This window comes from Halobacterium noricense, from assembly GCF_021233435.1.
Taxonomy (GTDB): domain Archaea; phylum Halobacteriota; class Halobacteria; order Halobacteriales; family Halobacteriaceae; genus Halobacterium; species Halobacterium noricense.
Genome location: NZ_CP089468.1, coordinates 210023 through 224705 on the forward strand (window position 1 = coordinate 210023; position 14683 = coordinate 224705).

17 protein-coding genes, 1 tRNA gene and 1 pseudogene are annotated in these 14683 nt (G+C 65.2%); 10 read left to right on the top strand and 9 right to left on the bottom strand.

Features of this window, described 5'->3' with window-relative positions:
- Positions 1-190 precede the first annotated feature (190 nt).
- From LT974_RS01190 to LT974_RS01200, 3 genes are all read right to left on the bottom strand, one after another.
- Complete coding sequence (locus LT974_RS01190; RefSeq protein WP_232588827.1) at positions 191-1135, bottom strand: aminopeptidase; 945 nt, start codon at positions 1133-1135, stop codon at positions 191-193.
- Between the two features lie 168 nt (positions 1136-1303).
- Positions 1304-1705, bottom strand: a complete 402-nt coding sequence (locus tag LT974_RS01195) for a hypothetical protein (protein WP_232588828.1) — start codon at positions 1703-1705, stop codon at positions 1304-1306.
- Positions 1702-1977, bottom strand: a complete 276-nt coding sequence (locus LT974_RS01200) for an AbrB/MazE/SpoVT family DNA-binding domain-containing protein (RefSeq protein WP_232588829.1) — start codon at positions 1975-1977, stop codon at positions 1702-1704. The genes LT974_RS01195 and LT974_RS01200 overlap by 4 nt, the downstream gene beginning before the upstream one ends.
- 177 nt (positions 1978-2154) lie before the next feature.
- On the opposite strand from LT974_RS01200, the gene LT974_RS01205 reads away from it, so the two are divergent.
- Together LT974_RS01205 and LT974_RS01210 are read left to right on the top strand one after the other, a co-directional pair.
- Complete coding sequence (locus LT974_RS01205; RefSeq protein ID WP_232588831.1) at positions 2155-3162, top strand: type II glyceraldehyde-3-phosphate dehydrogenase; 1008 nt, start codon at positions 2155-2157, stop codon at positions 3160-3162.
- A gap of 43 nt (positions 3163-3205) precedes the next feature.
- A complete protein-coding gene (locus LT974_RS01210; RefSeq protein WP_232588832.1) occupies positions 3206-3589 on the top strand; it encodes an Hsp20/alpha crystallin family protein in 384 nt (127 codons plus the stop codon).
- Here the strand turns inward: LT974_RS01210 and LT974_RS01215 are convergent, their stop codons facing one another.
- Together LT974_RS01215 and LT974_RS01220 are read right to left on the bottom strand one after the other, a co-directional pair.
- Positions 3590-4441, bottom strand: coding sequence for an ATP-grasp domain-containing protein (locus LT974_RS01215; RefSeq protein WP_232588833.1), 852 nt, complete (start codon positions 4439-4441; stop codon positions 3590-3592).
- A gap of 104 nt (positions 4442-4545) precedes the next feature.
- Positions 4546-5076 carry a 50S ribosomal protein L16 gene (locus LT974_RS01220; protein WP_232588834.1) on the bottom strand — a complete coding sequence of 177 codons (531 nt, stop codon included), beginning with the start codon at positions 5074-5076 and terminating at the stop codon, positions 4546-4548.
- A 184-nt stretch (positions 5077-5260) separates the two neighbouring features.
- On the opposite strand from LT974_RS01220, the gene LT974_RS01225 reads away from it, so the two are divergent.
- The 4 genes from LT974_RS01225 (at position 5261) to LT974_RS01240 (ending at position 10663) form a co-directional block, all read left to right on the top strand.
- On the top strand, positions 5261-6484 hold the full coding sequence (locus LT974_RS01225; RefSeq protein WP_232588835.1) for a carboxylate--amine ligase: 1224 nt from the start codon (positions 5261-5263) through the stop codon (positions 6482-6484).
- Between the two features lie 206 nt (positions 6485-6690).
- Positions 6691-8037 (top strand): LLM class flavin-dependent oxidoreductase, encoded by a 1347-nt coding sequence (locus LT974_RS01230; protein ID WP_232588836.1) that lies wholly within the window; start codon positions 6691-6693, stop codon positions 8035-8037.
- 50 nt (positions 8038-8087) lie between these two features.
- Positions 8088-9764, top strand: a complete 1677-nt coding sequence (locus LT974_RS01235) for a helicase HerA domain-containing protein (RefSeq protein ID WP_232588837.1) — start codon at positions 8088-8090, stop codon at positions 9762-9764.
- 59 nt (positions 9765-9823) lie between these two features.
- Positions 9824-10663, top strand: a complete 840-nt coding sequence (locus LT974_RS01240; protein WP_232588838.1) for an aldo/keto reductase — start codon at positions 9824-9826, stop codon at positions 10661-10663.
- A gap of 258 nt (positions 10664-10921) precedes the next feature.
- On the opposite strand, the gene LT974_RS01245 is transcribed toward LT974_RS01240, so the two are convergent.
- The 4 genes and pseudogenes from LT974_RS01245 to tnpA form a co-directional block, all read right to left on the bottom strand.
- Entirely contained in the window at positions 10922-11116 is a 195-nt protein-coding gene (locus tag LT974_RS01245) for a cold-shock protein (RefSeq protein ID WP_059055516.1), read from the bottom strand.
- Positions 11117-11223: 107 nt separating this feature from the next.
- Positions 11224-11883, bottom strand: a complete 660-nt coding sequence (locus LT974_RS01250; RefSeq protein WP_232588839.1) for an HAD family hydrolase — start codon at positions 11881-11883, stop codon at positions 11224-11226.
- Positions 11884-12093: 210 nt separating this feature from the next.
- Positions 12094-12167, bottom strand: a tRNA-Phe gene (locus LT974_RS01255).
- Positions 12168-12459: 292 nt separating this feature from the next.
- Positions 12460-12638: pseudogene (gene tnpA, locus LT974_RS01260) on the bottom strand (IS200/IS605 family transposase); the annotation flags it as partial.
- Here tnpA and LT974_RS01265 point away from each other — a divergent pair.
- The 4 genes from LT974_RS01265 to LT974_RS01280 all read left to right on the top strand — a co-directional run bounded on the left by LT974_RS01265 (position 12613) and on the right by LT974_RS01280 (position 14680).
- Positions 12613-12762, top strand: coding sequence for a hypothetical protein (locus tag LT974_RS01265; RefSeq protein WP_232588840.1), 150 nt, complete (start codon positions 12613-12615; stop codon positions 12760-12762). The pseudogene tnpA and the gene LT974_RS01265 overlap by 26 nt on opposite strands.
- Positions 12763-12857: 95 nt before the next feature.
- On the top strand, positions 12858-13082 hold the full coding sequence (locus LT974_RS01270) for a hypothetical protein (RefSeq protein WP_232588841.1): 225 nt from the start codon (positions 12858-12860) through the stop codon (positions 13080-13082).
- A 276-nt stretch (positions 13083-13358) separates the two neighbouring features.
- Positions 13359-14342 (top strand): tyrosine-type recombinase/integrase, encoded by a 984-nt coding sequence (locus LT974_RS01275; RefSeq protein ID WP_232588842.1) that lies wholly within the window; start codon positions 13359-13361, stop codon positions 14340-14342.
- Positions 14343-14407: 65 nt separating this feature from the next.
- Positions 14408-14680, top strand: a complete 273-nt coding sequence (locus LT974_RS01280; protein WP_232588843.1) for a hypothetical protein — start codon at positions 14408-14410, stop codon at positions 14678-14680.
- Positions 14681-14683 lie beyond the last annotated feature (3 nt).

A 14683-nucleotide genomic window follows, 5' to 3' on the forward strand; every position in this document is an offset into this window, starting at 1 on the left:
CGGCGGGGTCGCGGTCGCTCGCACGCATATCGCCTCCCGTTGGTCGGCGATAGGGGCCTGCGAGACGACTACACGGAGCGCGACCCCGCCGCCCCTTTCATTCCCGGAAGACTCACTGCGTTCGTCTTCCGACCCTCGCGAACGCTACGCGTTCGCTCAGTCCACCCGCTACCGGCTGGCCAGTCCGGAGCTACGGACTCGGAAGTTCGACTTCCTCTCCATCAGCAAAGACCGTGGGCTCCCGGATGATGCCGTCGAGGTGCAGCGGCGCGTCGGTGTCGCCGCCGATGCCGGCGTCGTCGCCGATGGCGATGTGGACCGTCCCCGCAGCCTTCTCGTCGAGGAGGACGCTCCCCACGAGCTCGGTGACGGCGACGTTCGTGCCGATGCCGAGTTCCGCGAGGTTGTAGGCGTCCCGGCCGACTTGCTCGCTGGCGGCTTCGACCTGCTCGCGGACCTGGGTGTCGGAGATGTCCGTAACGAAGCCGTCCTCGACCTCGAAGCGGAGCTGTTCGTCCGCGTCCAGTTTCCCGTGGGGCATCATCGTGCCGTCCACGACGTACGTCCCGTTCGCGTTTTCGGGGGAGACGAACACCTCGCCCGCGGGGAGGTTCGAGAAGTCGCCGGGCTCGTGGACGATGCCGGTGTCGTCGCGCCACTCGCGGTCGCCCGGCCCGAACGTGATGTCCGTGCCCGCGGGCGTGGTGACGCGGAGTTCGTCAGCGCCCTCGACTTGCGCGAGCACGTCCTCGCAGTGCTGGCGGATGGTCTCGTAGTCGGCGTCGAGGCCGGTCGTGAACACGTCCGCCGTGATGCCGGGGAGGGTCGCGCCGCGAGCGCCGGCGTCGTTGGCGGCGCCACGAGCGCGCGTGTGACTCAGACTCTTCGTCGTCGGCGCGAGGAACACGTCCGCGTCCAGCATCGCCGCGGCGACGGGGCTGGGCGGCTCCTCGCCGTGCTGGTCGCCCGGCGGGTAGCGCAGAATCGTCGCGTCCGTAATCTCGCTGGCGACGTCGTACAGCGCGTCGCCGATTGGCTGGCGCTCGTCGTCGGTGACGATAACGCAGGACTCGTCGGCTTCGAGGCCGAGGCACTGTTCGACGGCGGTCTCGGCGGCCGCTCGCAGGTCAGTCATACGTCGGGATTCTCGTGCCGGGAAGAAGGCGTTACTGGTTGTCCTGCTCGCGGAACGAACGCCACGGGGTACGGTCACAACTCTTGCTCGGTGGCGAGCAACTGCGGCGTCCCGCGGAATCGCGTGCCAGCACACGGAAACGAGGCTGGCTCCGCACGCCGTCGTCGGCTACGTCCAGATGGTGTCCTCGGCGGCGAACGCTTCGTCTGCCGTCACAATCGCTTCGGTCCCCCGGACTCGGTGGTTGGCGATGAGGAGCGCGTCGTGGAGCGTGTGGTGGTCGATGAGACTCCCGTAGACGGCGAGATCTTGCTCGTCAGTCGGCGCAAGCTGTACCGGGCCGTCGTTCACCAACCCGCGTAGCACCGCATTCGGCGTCGTATCGACCGCGACGTCCGCAATCGTCCCCTTGTTGGCCGCCGTCCAGATGGCCTCGCTCACGGCCACTGTCGGGGCTTCGATCACGTCGATTCCCTGTTCGGCTCGCTGGAACACGTCGTCTGCGGCGGGTGGGAGTTGGTCGACGAGGTAGCGTGCCATCGCCACGCCGTCGACAGTGTACCGGGTCATTCAGGTGTCCATTCCGTTCGGCACTTCTCACGAATCTCTTCGGCCATTTCCTCGGCCATCTCCTCGCGTTTTTCCTCGGGGACGTCGTCGTCGACGAGCATCCCACGTCCCGCGGAGCGCGTCGCCTTCCGCACTCGGATGCCGTCCTCGGCTTTCTCCCACCGGAGTTCGTCGCCTTCTTCGAGGCCGAACTCCTCGCGGAGCGCTTTCGGGATGGTGACCTGCCCTTTCCGGGTGACGCGGGTGGTTTCGGCGTCGTTTCCGGTACTCATATCGAGTACTACGAGTCGTAGTACCTTAGAACTGTCCGTGGCCTAGGTGGTCGCTTCTGCCGCCCAAAGGTACTGCTACTGCGGTTCTCGGGGCTCTTCCTCGAATCGGGATTCACTCGCGTCGCGGTAAATCGGTGCTGCGAAACGGTTAACCGCCGTCGCGTGACACTCTCGGGTATGATTCGCGTCGGCATCAACGGCTACGGCACCATCGGGAAGCGCGTCGCGGACGCGGTCCGCGACCAGCCCGACATGGACGTCGTCGGCGTCGCCAAGACCAGCCCGAACTACGAGGCCGAACAGGCAGCCGAACGCGGCTACGACCTCTACGCCGCCATCGAGGACCGCGCGCACACGTTCGCGGAGGCCGGCATCGAAACCGCGGGCCTCGTCGACGACCTCGTCGCGCAGAGCGACGTCGTCGTGGACGCCACGCCCTCCGGCATCGGCGCGCAGAACCGCGCGCTCTACGAGGAGCACGACACGCCCGCCATCTACCAGGGCGGCGAGGACGCCGACGTCGCGGACGTCTCGTTCAACGCGCGCTCGAACTACGACGACGCCGTCGACGCCGACCACGTGCGCGTCGTCTCCTGCAACACGACCGGGCTCTCCCGTCTCCTCGCGCCACTCCGTGAGGCGTACGGCGTCGAGAAGGTGCGCGCGACGCTCGTGCGCCGCGGCGGCGACCCCAGCCAGCCGAACCGCGGCCCCATCAACGACGCGCTCCCGGACCCCATCTCGATTCCGAGCCACCACGGCCCCGACGTCAACACCATCTTCCCCGACCTCGACATCGACACGCTCGGGCTGAAGGTGCCGACGACGCTGATGCACGTGCACGCCATCAACGTCACGCTCGCCGCCGAACCCGACGGCGACGAGGTCCGCGAGCTGCTCGGCGAGCAGTCCCGCATCACGGTCGTCGACGAACACCTCGGCATCGAGGGCACCGGCCAGCTCAAGGAGTGGGCGCTCGACCGCGGCCGCCCCCGGGGTGACCTCTGGGAGAACTGCCTCTGGGGCGAATCCGTCACGACGGAGGGCAGCGACTTCTACTGCTTCCAGGCCATCCACCAGGAGTCCGACGTCGTCCCCGAGAACGTCGACGCGATTCGCGCGGTCACCGACAGCGCCGACGCCGCCGAGTCCGTCGCCACCACCAACGACGCCCTCGGAATCTAAGACAGTCCGAACGCTTTTCCAGCACGCGGCCTAACTTCGTGGTATGAGACGCGACGACCGGGACGACCCATTCGACGACATCTTCCGCGAGATCGAGCGGATGATGGACGAGATGATGGACGGCACGAACGGGTTCGAGGGCGACCAGTCCGGCTTCTCGACGGACACCCACGTCGACGTCCACGAGACCGACGACGAGGTCCGCGTCATCGCCGACCTCCCGGGCGTCGAGAAGGAGGACATCTCCGTGCAGTGCGACGGCGAGCAGGTCACCATCAGCGCGAGCAGCGAGCTGCGCGAGTACGACGAACGCATCGGCCTCCCCGGCCCCGTCGACCCGCGCTCGGGTGCCGCGAGCTACAACAACGGCATCCTCGAAGTCACCTTCGAGCGCACCGGCGAGTCGACGAACATCGACGTCAAGTAGCTACCGTTCCGCGGCTCGCTCGATTAGCGCCGCCAGCCGGTCGTAGAACCCTTCCTCGTACTTCTCCTCGTCGTCGATAGTCGGTCGCGCGTTCGTCTCGTTGACGACCGCACGATTCTCCGTCACGAGCAGGTCCACGCCGAGGAAGGTCACGTCCAGCGCTTCCGCGGCGTCCACCGCGAGTTCCCGGAGTTCATCGGGCAACGCGACGCCCGCTGCGTCCGCGCCGCGGTGGACGTTGTGCTTCCAGCCGTCGGGCGCGGCGCGCCGGACGGCACCGACGACCTCGCCGTCGAGGACCATCACGCGGTAGTCCGCGGCGTCGGGCAGGAACTCCTGAATCAGGTAGGACTTGTCGCCGGTTGCGCGGTAGTCGTGGACCAGTTCGAGGTAGTCGGTCACGCCCGACAGCGAGTCCGCGTCGTGGACTTTCGTGACGCCGACGCCGCGCGTCGTCGAATTCGGCTTCACGACGACGGGCGCGTCGAAGGACTCGAACGCCGCCGGAACCTCGTCCTCGTCGGCGGGATTCGAGACGTAGACCGTTTCGGGAACGGGGACGCCGGCGTCTGAGAGAATTGCGAGCGCGCCGGCCTTGTTCCGGGAGCGCAGCACGGCCGCGCGGTCGTTCACCCACGGCACGTCGAGGAACGCGTCCACGACGCCGCCCTCCATCAGCCGCCCCGGGAACACGAACCCCGCGTCGAACCGTTTCGGGTCGAACGGCGGGTCAGCGAGGTGGGTGACGTGCTCGCGGACGGAGACGTGTTCGGCGCGAATCCCGCGGTCCGCGAGCGGGTCGCGCATCCGCTCGAACGTCTCCGTGTCGTTGGCGACCGCCAGCCCGAGCATACGCTGGCGTCGTCGCTGTGGGACTAAAAGACGCCGGTCGGAGCCGAGAAGCCGACAGGAGCGCCGTCGCTACGTAACGGGAAAGTCGGAGAGAAGCGGCCGGATTACCGGACGAGCAGCTCTTCACCGCGCTCGACGTTGATCTTGCACGGCGGCGTGATCTTGTTGTACGCGCGGCGGAACGCCTCCTTGACTTCTTCGGCCTGGTCGACGTCGCAGTACGCCGTCATCAGCTTGTCGCCGGGGGAGATGCGGGCCGCGGTGCCGACCGGGACGCCGAACGCCTGGCGCATCCCGTCGGAGACACGGTCCGCACCCGCGCCGGTCGCCTGCTTGTTCTCCCGGATGATCTGGTGGGGGAACTTGCGGAGCTGCATCTTGTAGTTGCCCTCGCCGAGTTCCTTGATGAGGTGGCGGTTCGCGGAGAGGCGCGCGGCCTCGAGCGAGCCGTGGCGGAGCTGGCACTCCTCCTCGGGGGCGAGGCTAATCTGGACGGGGTAGTCGTCCCCGTCCGCCTGCAGGTCGCCCATCTGGTGCTGTGCAATCTTCGAGCCCGGAATTCCCGTGACGTAGTCGCGACGGGTGTACGACGGCTTGTCGATTTTCCGGTACATGGAGGCCGGGTTGTCCGACATGGTTACTACTGGATGCTCACGGCCAGCGCGCGAATAAAGGCTTCGAACCCGCTCCGTCGGCGTGGCCGGCCGTTCCGCCGCTGACGCCCCGAGGCGGGCGACCCGAACCGCCGCCCACTCCCGGATACCGGCGGACGAGGGCGGGAATCAGGCCGCTTTAGCCCCAGCATCCACAACTCCGCCCATGACCTTCCACGAGTTCGAGGCCCTCCGCGACGCGCTCGCGGCCGCTGACTTCGACCGACCGCCGGCCTTTGTGGCAAACGCCCACGTTACGGGCGTCTCCGTCGCTCGCGCGCTCGACGCCCACGACGTGCCCGTCGTCGCCCTCGACCGCTCGGGGGACGGCGCTGCGCCCCCCTCCAACGCCGTCGACTACGCGGGCCGCGTCACGTACCCGCTGGACGACGAGGCCGGCTTCCGCGCGGACGTCGAGGAACTCGCCGCGCAACTGGACCACGAGCCGGTCGCGTTCGGCTGCATGGACGAGTGGGCGCTCGCGTTCGCCGAGACCGAGCTCGAGGGCGTCCGCCTGCCGTTCGCCGACAGCGAGACGATGGACGCCGTCCTCGACAAGAGTTCGCTCTACGAGACCTGCGAGGACCTCGGCGTCCCCCATCCCGAGACCTACCGGCTCTCGGAGGTTGACCCCGACGAGGCCGCGGACGAACTCGGCTTCCCGCTCGTCGTCAAGCCCGCGCGCAAGCGCGAATTCGAGGAGGCCGTCGGCACGAACGTCATCGAGGTCGCGGACCGCGAGGAGTACCTGGACGTCGTCGAGATGGCCCAGGAGACCGGCATCGAAATCATGGCCCAGGAGAAGGTCCCGGTCGCGCGCGGCGAAGACCACTCGCTGGCCTCCTACGTCCCCGAGGACGGCGACCCGCTCGCGGTTGTCGGGAACGCACGAATCCGCGCGCCGCTCGGCTACGGCACCTCGTGTGTCGTCGAGCGCGTCGAACGCCCCGAAATCCGGGAGCACGCGCTCGCCGTCATCGAGGACGCGGGCTACCACGGCATCAGCGAAGCCGAGTTCGTCTACGACCGCGACCGCGACGAGTTCGTTCTCCTCGACGTCAACACGCGCCCGTGGAAGTGGATTAGCATGCCCGTCGCTGCCGGCGCGAACCTCCCGATGGCCGCCTATGCCGACGTCACCGACGTCGACTACGAACCCGATCCATCGAAAGACGCGCGCTGGCTCTCGCTGGAGGACTACCTCCCGCTGCTCGCCGGCGGCGATCTCGCGGACGTCCTCGCCACCGACGACTGGGAAGCCCTCGTCTCCGGCGACTTCGAGACCACTGGCGACCTCACGACCGCCGTCTACCGACCCAGCGACCCCGCGCCAATCGCGCACCGCCTCGACGTCGAGTTCGGCGGCCGCGACTACTACTGCTCCTGCTGACGAACGTTCAAGTACGAAGCCGGGACCAACCCGGCGCGTGTCCTGACGCCCGCCCGGCGCGGTTCCGCGGGAGTGCGACGACCCGTGCCGGCACTGATTCGTCGCCTGTCAGCCCCGACTCGGAGAGCGTTGCCGCCGTCAGTGACAACGCGACGCGAACGTCGTGACCGGCCGAATTAAACGCCACATTCCCCTACGCGGGTGTAATGACCGACCGGATGCGGCTGAACCTCTTCACGATGAACTCCGTGGAGCACGTCTCCGTGGGGTCGTGGCAACTCCACGGCGACCAGTCCCACCGCTACCACGACCGCGACTACTGGACCGACGTCGCGCGCACCGCCGAGCGCGGCGGCTTCGACGCCGTCTTCTTCGCCGACGTCCGCGGCATCTACGACGTCTACGGCGACAACCGTGAGACGGCGGTCGAGAAAGCCGTCCAGACGCCGTCGAACGACCCCGCGTACCTGATTCCCGCGATGGCCGAAGTCACCGACAACCTCGGGTTCGCCATCACGAAGTCGACCTCCTACAACCACCCCTACCAGCTCGTCCGCGAGTTCTCCACGCTCGACCACCTCACGGACGGTCGCGTCGCGTTCAACGTCGTCACCTCCTACCTCGAGTCCGCCGCGGCCAACCTCGGCTACGACGACCGCATGGACCACGACGAGCGCTACGACCGCGCCGACGAGTTCATGGACGTGCTCTACGCGCTCTGGGAGGACTCTTGGAACGACGACGCGGTCGTCCGCGACCGCGACAGCGGCGTCTACACCGACCCCGAGAAGGTCTCGGCCATCGACTACGATGGCGATTACTTCGACGTCCCCGGCCCGCACGGCGCGGAGCCGTCCCCGCAGCGCACGCCCGTCCTCTACCAAGCCGGCTCCTCGGACCGCGGCCGCGAGTTCGCCGCCGAGCACGCCGAAGCCGTCTTCGTCAGCCAACCCTCCATGGACGCCGTAGAGGACTACGTGGACGACCTCCGCGAGCGCGCCGCAGACCACGGCCGCGACCCCGACACCCTCGCGTTCTTCCCTGGTATCGTCCCCATCGTCGGCGAGACCGAGGCCGTCGCGGAAGCCAAGTACGACGCGTACACGGACGCCATCGACGCCGAGGGCGTGCTCGCGCTCCTGTCCGGGTTCGTCGACATGGACCTCTCCGAGCTCGACCCCGACCAGCACCTCGAACACATCGAGACCGAAGCCATCCAGGGCGTCGTGAACGCGTTCACGTCCAACGACGACCGCGACTGGACGGTCCGCGAGGTCGCGGAGTTCGCCGGCCTCGGCACCACGTCGCCCGTGGTCGTCGGGACGCCCGAACAGGTCGCCGACGAGTTCCAGTACTGGTTCGAGGACGTCGGCGTCGACGGCTTCAACGTCAAGGAGGTCGCCCGTCCCGACAGCCTCCGGGACTTCGTCGACCTCGTCGTTCCCGAGCTCCGCGAGCGCGGCCTGCTCCGCGACGAGTACGAAGGCGAGACGCTCCGCGAGACGACGTTCGGCCGCCGCGGCCTCCCCGACAGCCACCCCGGTAGTCGATAGTCCCGTTTCGAGGACAACGGTTTTCTCCCCGGCTCGTGTGACTTCCAGCGATGGCAGACACCGCAGCGGACGGCGACCAGCAGATTCACGTGGGGGAGACGGCAGACGGCGACCGGCTGGAGTTTCCCATCGTGGAGATGCTCACCGGCCGCGGGTTCGTCACCGGGAAATCGGGGAGCGGGAAGTCGAACACGACGAGCGTCGTGGTCGAGGAGCTCCTCGAAGCCGGCTACCCCGTCCTCATCGTGGACACGGACGGCGAGTACTACGGCCTCAAGGAGGAGTACGAGCTCCTGCACGCGGGCGCTGACGAGGAGTGCGACATCCAGGTGAGCGTCGAGCACGCCGAGAAGCTCGCGCACCTCGCCCTGGAGGAGAACGTCCCCATCATCCTGGACGTCTCCGGCTACCTCGACGACGAGGAGGCCGACGACTTGCTCCGGGAGACAGTCCGACACCTCTTCGCCAAGGAGAAGAAGCTCAAGAAGCCGTTCCTGCTCGTCGTCGAGGAGTGCCACGAGTACATTCCGGAGGGCGGCGGCGTCGGCGAGACGGGCAACCTCCTCATCAAGGTCGGGAAACGCGGCCGCAAGCACGGCCTCGGCGTCGTCGGCATCAGCCAGCGCCCCGCGGACGTGAAGAAAGACTTCATCACGCAGGCGAACTGGCTGGTGTGGCACCGACTCACGTGGGAGAACGACACGAAAGTCGTCGGCCGCATCGTCGGCAGCGACTACGCCGACGACGTCGTCGACCTCGGTGACGGCGAGGCGTTCATCCAGACGGACTGGAGCGACGACATGGTCAAGCGAGTCCAGTTCAAGCGCAAGCGCACGTTCGACGCGGGCGCGACCCCCGGCCTCGACGACTTCGAGCGCCCCGACCTGAAGTCCGTCAGCGGGTCGCTGATGGAGGACCTCGGCGACATCACCGACCGCAAGGAACAGGAGCAGAACCGTGTCGCGGAACTCGAATCGCAACTGGAGAACCGCGAGCAGCGCATCGCCGAACTGGAGTCCGAACTAGAGACCGCGCGCGACGTCTCCGCGGCCGCTCGGAAGATGGCGAACGCGCTCGCACACGGCGACGGCTCCCCACCCGAGGGCTACCAGGCAACCCTCCAGACGAAGAACGAACACATCGACCACCTGGAGGAGCGCATCGACGAACTCGAAGCGCGCTTCGAGGGTGACGTCGCCGCGGACACCGTAGAGGAAGCCGACGAAACGACGGCTGCACCGTCCAATACGTCGATCAGCAGTGACGCCGCCGACGAAACCCGTGACGCGCTCGTGGACGCCGTGCAGGACCGGCTGCGTCGCCGCGGGGAGCGCAGCCAACGCCGCGACGGGAGCGACGATGCGGACGCGACGCCGGAGGAACCCGCAGGGCCGACAGCCGAGACAGTTGTCGACCTCCTGCAAGCACCCCCGGTCGTCACGCGTGTGAACGCGGCACGCCGCGACTCGAAGTGCAACGACGACGCCGCGTGGCAAATCGTCTCCGAGCTCGCGACGAACCCTGGCGCGAGCGCGCACGACCTCGCGACCGCCGCGGGCGTCGACGTCGAACCCGCCCACACGCTGTTGCGCGAGTTCCGGACCCGCGACCTCGTCGTACGCGACGACCGAACGTACGCGTTCAACGCCGACCGCATGCGCACGCTCGTCGAACACGACGACCCCTCGAAGCCGCGGACGGAACTGCGCGACCAGTGGGAGCCCTGACCCCGGCGGGCGAGTCCGTTTCACCAACACCTAAGCGACCGGCTGCTGACCGCTCCCGTATGGCAGTCGAGAACGACAGCGACACGTTCGACATCGGTGACGAACTGACCGTCCACCGGCTTGGCTTCGGCGCGATGCGCATCACCGGCGCCGACGTCATCGGGTCGCCCGACGACGAGGCCAACGCCCACGACGTCCTCCAGCGCGCGGTCGACCTCGGCGTCGACTTCGTCGACACGGCGGACTCCTACGGCCCCGGCGTCAGCGAGCGCCTCATCCGCGAATCCGGCATCGCCGATGACGCTGTCGTCGCGACGAAAGCCGGCCTTCTGCGGAACGCGACCGGCGACTGGATTCCCCACGGCGACCCCGACTACATCAAGAACCAGGCGCTGGCGTCCATCGACCGCCTCGGCGTCGACTCCATCGACCTCTACCAGTACCACCGCCCCGACCCCGACACGGACTTCGAGGCCGCCGTCCACGCGTTCGCGGAACTCAAAGACGACGGGCTCGTCGACCACGTCGGCCTCAGCAACGTCACCGTCGAACAGCTGGAGACCGCCCGCGAGGTCGTCGACGTCGCCACGGTCCAGAACGCGTACAACGTCGTCGACCGCGAGTACGAGGACGTCCTCGAAGCCTGCGAGGACTACGACGTCGGGTTCATCCCGTACTTCCCGATGGGTGGCGGGGACCTCGGCGAGAAGCGCACGGACCTCGAAGCCGTCGCCGCCGACCACGACGCCACCGTGCGGCAGGTCGCGCTCGCGTGGCTGCTCGACCACTCGCCCATGACGCTCCCGATTCCCGGGACGTCTAGCGTCGACCACCTCGAAACGAACGTCGCCGCGAGCCACCTCGACCTCACGGCCGAGGACCGCGCGCGCCTGGAGTAGGCTCGCAGCCGCTCACCGATACCGCGCGACTGCTGCGACGGCGAGCACGAGTGTACCGGTCACGAACGTGCCGGGAATCGGCAGCACGAACAGGAATGCGCCGACCGCGAACGCGAGTGTGGACGTTCGCACGCGTCGCTAATCGGGAGTCGTACTGGTACGCCTTGTGGCAGCAGAACGCGGTCGCTACGTCGTTTGGGGAATAGTCGAAAAACGATTCGTCCTGCCCAGCGTCAGAGACGCTGGCCTTTCACCGAATTACAGCCGAGTGAGGTTCGTCGCGCGGGGGCCCTTGTCGGCCTCCTCGATGTCGAACTCGACTTCCTGACCTTCCTCCAGGTCCGGGCCGCCGATGTCTTCCATGTGGAAGAACACGTCCTCGTCCGCGTCGTCAGTCTCGATGAATCCGTAACCGCCAGTGTCGTTGAAGAAGTCAACCGTACCGGTTGCCATTGCAACCGTAGGGAAGCGCCGCTCGTTGATAACCTTTGCGGGTGATGACGGCGGCGTTCGCCGGCAGAACGAGTGATTCTCCGGGCTGGAGCGTGGCTCTACGACCGTTAGGGGCTGCAGATGTCGTGGAGGTCGTCGAGGCCGTCGATTTCCCACGTCGGCCACACGTTCAGTTCCCAGTCGCGGCGGTGGGGCCGCCGGATGAACGCCGAGTCGATGCCCGCGTTCTCCGCGGCGCGCACGTCGGACTCGTTGTCCCCGACGAACAGCGCGGAATTCGCGTCCAGGTCCGCGAGCGCGCGGTCGATGTAGTGGGAGTTCGGCTTCCGGCGATTCAGGCTCTCTATCGTCGGCTCGCGCCCGTAGGCCGCGCCGAACAGGTCGTCGACGCCGAAGTGGTCGAGCACGAAGTCGACGGTCGCCTGCTGGTTCGAACTCACGATGCCCATCGAGACGTCCAGGTCGTGGAGCGTGTCGAGGTCGTCGTAGAGGGTCTTGCGGCCCTCCCGGACTTCCTCGTACTGGGCTTCCGCGGCGGTCTGGTCGCGCGTCGGCCAGAACTCGGCGGGCTTGAGCCCGTAGCGGCTACAGACGTCGCTGACGGTCTTCGGCGTCGCGCCGATAGTCATCTCCTCGATGTCGTCGGGGTCGGGGTCCGTGACCCCGAACTGCTCGAACGTGTCCTCGGTCGCCGCCTGCAGCACGTCGTACCGCGTGCGGCCCACGAGGACGCCGTCGTTGTCGAACACGACGGTGTCGTAAGTCATACACGTAGATTGGGCGTTCACACTGATAAGGGTTTCATCGTTCGGAACGCCGTTTCACCCGAGCGAGAAGCCACTTCAAATAGAGTTGGGATGCCGCCTCCCCGATTTGAACGCCGTGAGACGTGCTCGCTTCGCTGCGCGCGACTCACGAGCACAAATCGCGTCGGCGCCCTTGCTGTGGCTGCTCACTTCGTTCGCAGCCACGGAATATGCCGCCTCCCCGATTTGAACGGGGGACAGCTCGATCTTCAGTCGAGTGCTCTCCCAGTCTGAGCTAAGGCGGCGCGCAGTCGAGACGACGGCAGTTGTAGGAAAAAGCGTTTCGAATCGCTTCGGGGCGGTGGGGCGCTCCCCGTCCGTCCTGCGGGCGACTGCTCGCTGGCCACAAGTGTAATCTACCCGACGTTAGATGCGGCAGCCATGGAGCAACTGGCCGCGCAGGTCCGCGACGCGCTACAGGCAGAACTGCCCGGTGGTCTCATCGGCGTCAGCTACTACGACGAGAACGGCATCGGCCACGTCTACAGATGAGCCAGGCGAGTGCTTCGGGGCTTGACCCCGAGGTGAAGCCGACACTCAGACGTGTTCTGTTCGTTCGATATATCGTTCAATCGTCCCGCTGGATACCTGCCCGCCGTTCCGATGTAGTACGACTTTTTCCAGAACCCACCGCTCCATAGACACTCCTCCAAGTACGGTTCGTGCTGTTCCCACATCTGCCGCGCCGTGATGCTCTTGACCGCCCGTACAATCTCGCAGTCCAGCGGTGTCGCATTCGCACTCGACCGCGACGCGGACTACGACCTTCGCAACGCGGTTCACGTCGTCGCGGGTATCGTCGAAGACTCCGAGTACGAACGGACGGCGGTGGAATCGTGAGCACCGGCTTCCGACGCGCTAGCCGTAGAATTTTAGTGAATCGGGATGGTATCTTCTCACGAAGAGCCAGTCGTGGAACGGTGGCGAGTCGGCCGATGGAGGGAGACACCATGACCGACCCAATCGACGACCTCGGCGAAATGGAACCGATCGGGGACGAACCCGAGATCAGCGACCGGCAAGAAGCCCGAATGGAGTTAGACGAGGAACAGACGGTCATCAGCGAGCGAACCGACAAGTTCGAGCTGACGAAGACCGACGACGCGGGCCGCGCCGACAAGGACCTCTACCACGAGGACATCGCGGAAGACCTCGAATAGGTCGTGCGCTGCTCGTGTCGTACGACCGCGGTCGACACGCTGTTCGCTCGTCGCAGGAAGTGAGTGGATTCTGGCAGATTCGAACCGAAGGAAGACGTGCTCGCTCACTGCGTTCGCTGCGCGCGACTTCCAGGGGTCGAATCCTTCCTCACCTCATTTACGACGGTCCGACGCGCTCAGCGACACAGCAGTCGCTGAGCGGCGTCGGTTTGCTGAAAATGGGTTCGGGCGGATTCTACCATCCTCCCGTCTTGCGATTCTGGAGACGTTTGAAAGATGAATCCCAGTCTGTCAGTCCCAGAAGCAAAGACCACGTACATAGAATCACGCAAAACCGATGTAAGGGAAAGCACGCTCCAGAGTCACCATTACCGATTGAAGCACCTCGTGCGTTGGAGTGAAGAAGTCGCTAACATAGACACCGTAGGAGAGCTTGAGCGAGCCGACATAGACGAGTATGCGAAATGGCGACGAGATGATGGCGACTTGTCCAAGTCTTCGATGAAAGGACAGATGGACACGTTGAGAGTGTTCTTGAAGTACCTCGAACGCATCGGAGCCGTGGAAGATGATCTCTACGAAGCCGTTCCGAGTGTGTCCATGTCTCCTTCCGACCGCACGAATGACCGAATCGTAGAATCCGAGGAGGCACGGGAAATCTTGGATACATTAGACCGGTATCACTACGCCTCCGTGAAGCACGTATGGTTTCTCTTGGCTTGGCGTACCTGCGCCCGCATTAGTTCACTGCGTGCGTTGGACGTGGAAGACTACGACCCCGAAGAGCAGTTCATCTATTTCCGAGAACGGGACGAGACTCATTTGAAAAACGGGGGGAGTGGTGAACGTCCCGTAGCCCTCTCAGATGAAACTTGCACTATATTAGACGACTATCTGGAGCAGAATAGAGTAGAGGTCGAAGACGACCAAGGACGTAACCCCTTGATTTCGTCTGCGCAGGGGCGAGTCCATAGGAACACAATGCGCAGGTGGTGTTACACTCTCACTTGTCCCTCGTTCTACTCAGACAACGATTGTGAATGCCAGCGGAATTCTAAGAATGCCTCTGAGTGTGAAGATTCAGTTTCTCCTCACGCCATTCGAAGAGGAAGTATCACTCATTTCCTGCAGAACGATTTGCCAGAGAAAGTTGTGAGTGATCGAGCTGACGTTTCCGAAGAAGTGCTGGACCAACACTACGACTCCCGTTCACAAATGGACAAAATGGAACAGCGGAGAGATTACCTCAACAACGTCTAATTCTTACTTTTACTTAGGTTCAGTTCGAATATTTTAAGTTACTGCAAATCAAACAAGTATATGTTATGAGCTTCGGAAACAATCCAGAACGAGAAGCGAGTAAGCCAGATGTAAAGTATCATGAATTCCGAAAAACAGTGCAGGAACGAAACGAGCCGAAGCACGAATGGGTGGAAAACGGCATCATGAGTGTTTCTGAGTTCAACCGACTCAAAGAAGCAGATGAGCAAGCTGAATATCGAGAAATTTGGGAGTCGGTTGAGCAAGACCGCCGTGAAGAAATGATGAGGGGTCGAGACCGTCACGGGCGAGAAGCTGAGCGACGTGAACGTAGATAGGGC

Coding starts and splice junctions, on each gene's coding strand:
- LT974_RS01220 (WP_232588834.1), bottom strand. CDS start 5,076: ATGTCGGACAACCCGGCCTCCATGTACCGGAAAATCGACAAGCCGTCG.
- LT974_RS01250 (WP_232588839.1), bottom strand. CDS start 11,883: ATGACTTACGACACCGTCGTGTTCGACAACGACGGCGTCCTCGTGGGC.
- LT974_RS01210 (WP_232588832.1), top strand. CDS start 3,206: ATGAGACGCGACGACCGGGACGACCCATTCGACGACATCTTCCGCGAG.
- LT974_RS01280 (WP_232588843.1), top strand. CDS start 14,408: ATGAGCTTCGGAAACAATCCAGAACGAGAAGCGAGTAAGCCAGATGTA.
- LT974_RS01240 (WP_232588838.1), top strand. CDS start 9,824: ATGGCAGTCGAGAACGACAGCGACACGTTCGACATCGGTGACGAACTG.
- LT974_RS01230 (WP_232588836.1), top strand. CDS start 6,691: ATGACCGACCGGATGCGGCTGAACCTCTTCACGATGAACTCCGTGGAG.
- LT974_RS01190 (WP_232588827.1), bottom strand. CDS start 1,135: ATGACTGACCTGCGAGCGGCCGCCGAGACCGCCGTCGAACAGTGCCTC.
- LT974_RS01195 (WP_232588828.1), bottom strand. CDS start 1,705: ATGACCCGGTACACTGTCGACGGCGTGGCGATGGCACGCTACCTCGTC.
- LT974_RS01235 (WP_232588837.1), top strand. CDS start 8,088: ATGGCAGACACCGCAGCGGACGGCGACCAGCAGATTCACGTGGGGGAG.
- LT974_RS01205 (WP_232588831.1), top strand. CDS start 2,155: ATGATTCGCGTCGGCATCAACGGCTACGGCACCATCGGGAAGCGCGTC.
- LT974_RS01265 (WP_232588840.1), top strand. CDS start 12,613: ATGCTCTTGACCGCCCGTACAATCTCGCAGTCCAGCGGTGTCGCATTC.
- LT974_RS01245 (WP_059055516.1), bottom strand. CDS start 11,116: ATGGCAACCGGTACGGTTGACTTCTTCAACGACACTGGCGGTTACGGA.
- LT974_RS01270 (WP_232588841.1), top strand. CDS start 12,858: ATGGAGGGAGACACCATGACCGACCCAATCGACGACCTCGGCGAAATG.
- LT974_RS01215 (WP_232588833.1), bottom strand. CDS start 4,441: ATGCTCGGGCTGGCGGTCGCCAACGACACGGAGACGTTCGAGCGGATG.
- LT974_RS01275 (WP_232588842.1), top strand. CDS start 13,359: ATGAATCCCAGTCTGTCAGTCCCAGAAGCAAAGACCACGTACATAGAA.
- LT974_RS01225 (WP_232588835.1), top strand. CDS start 5,261: ATGACCTTCCACGAGTTCGAGGCCCTCCGCGACGCGCTCGCGGCCGCT.
- LT974_RS01200 (WP_232588829.1), bottom strand. CDS start 1,977: ATGAGTACCGGAAACGACGCCGAAACCACCCGCGTCACCCGGAAAGGG.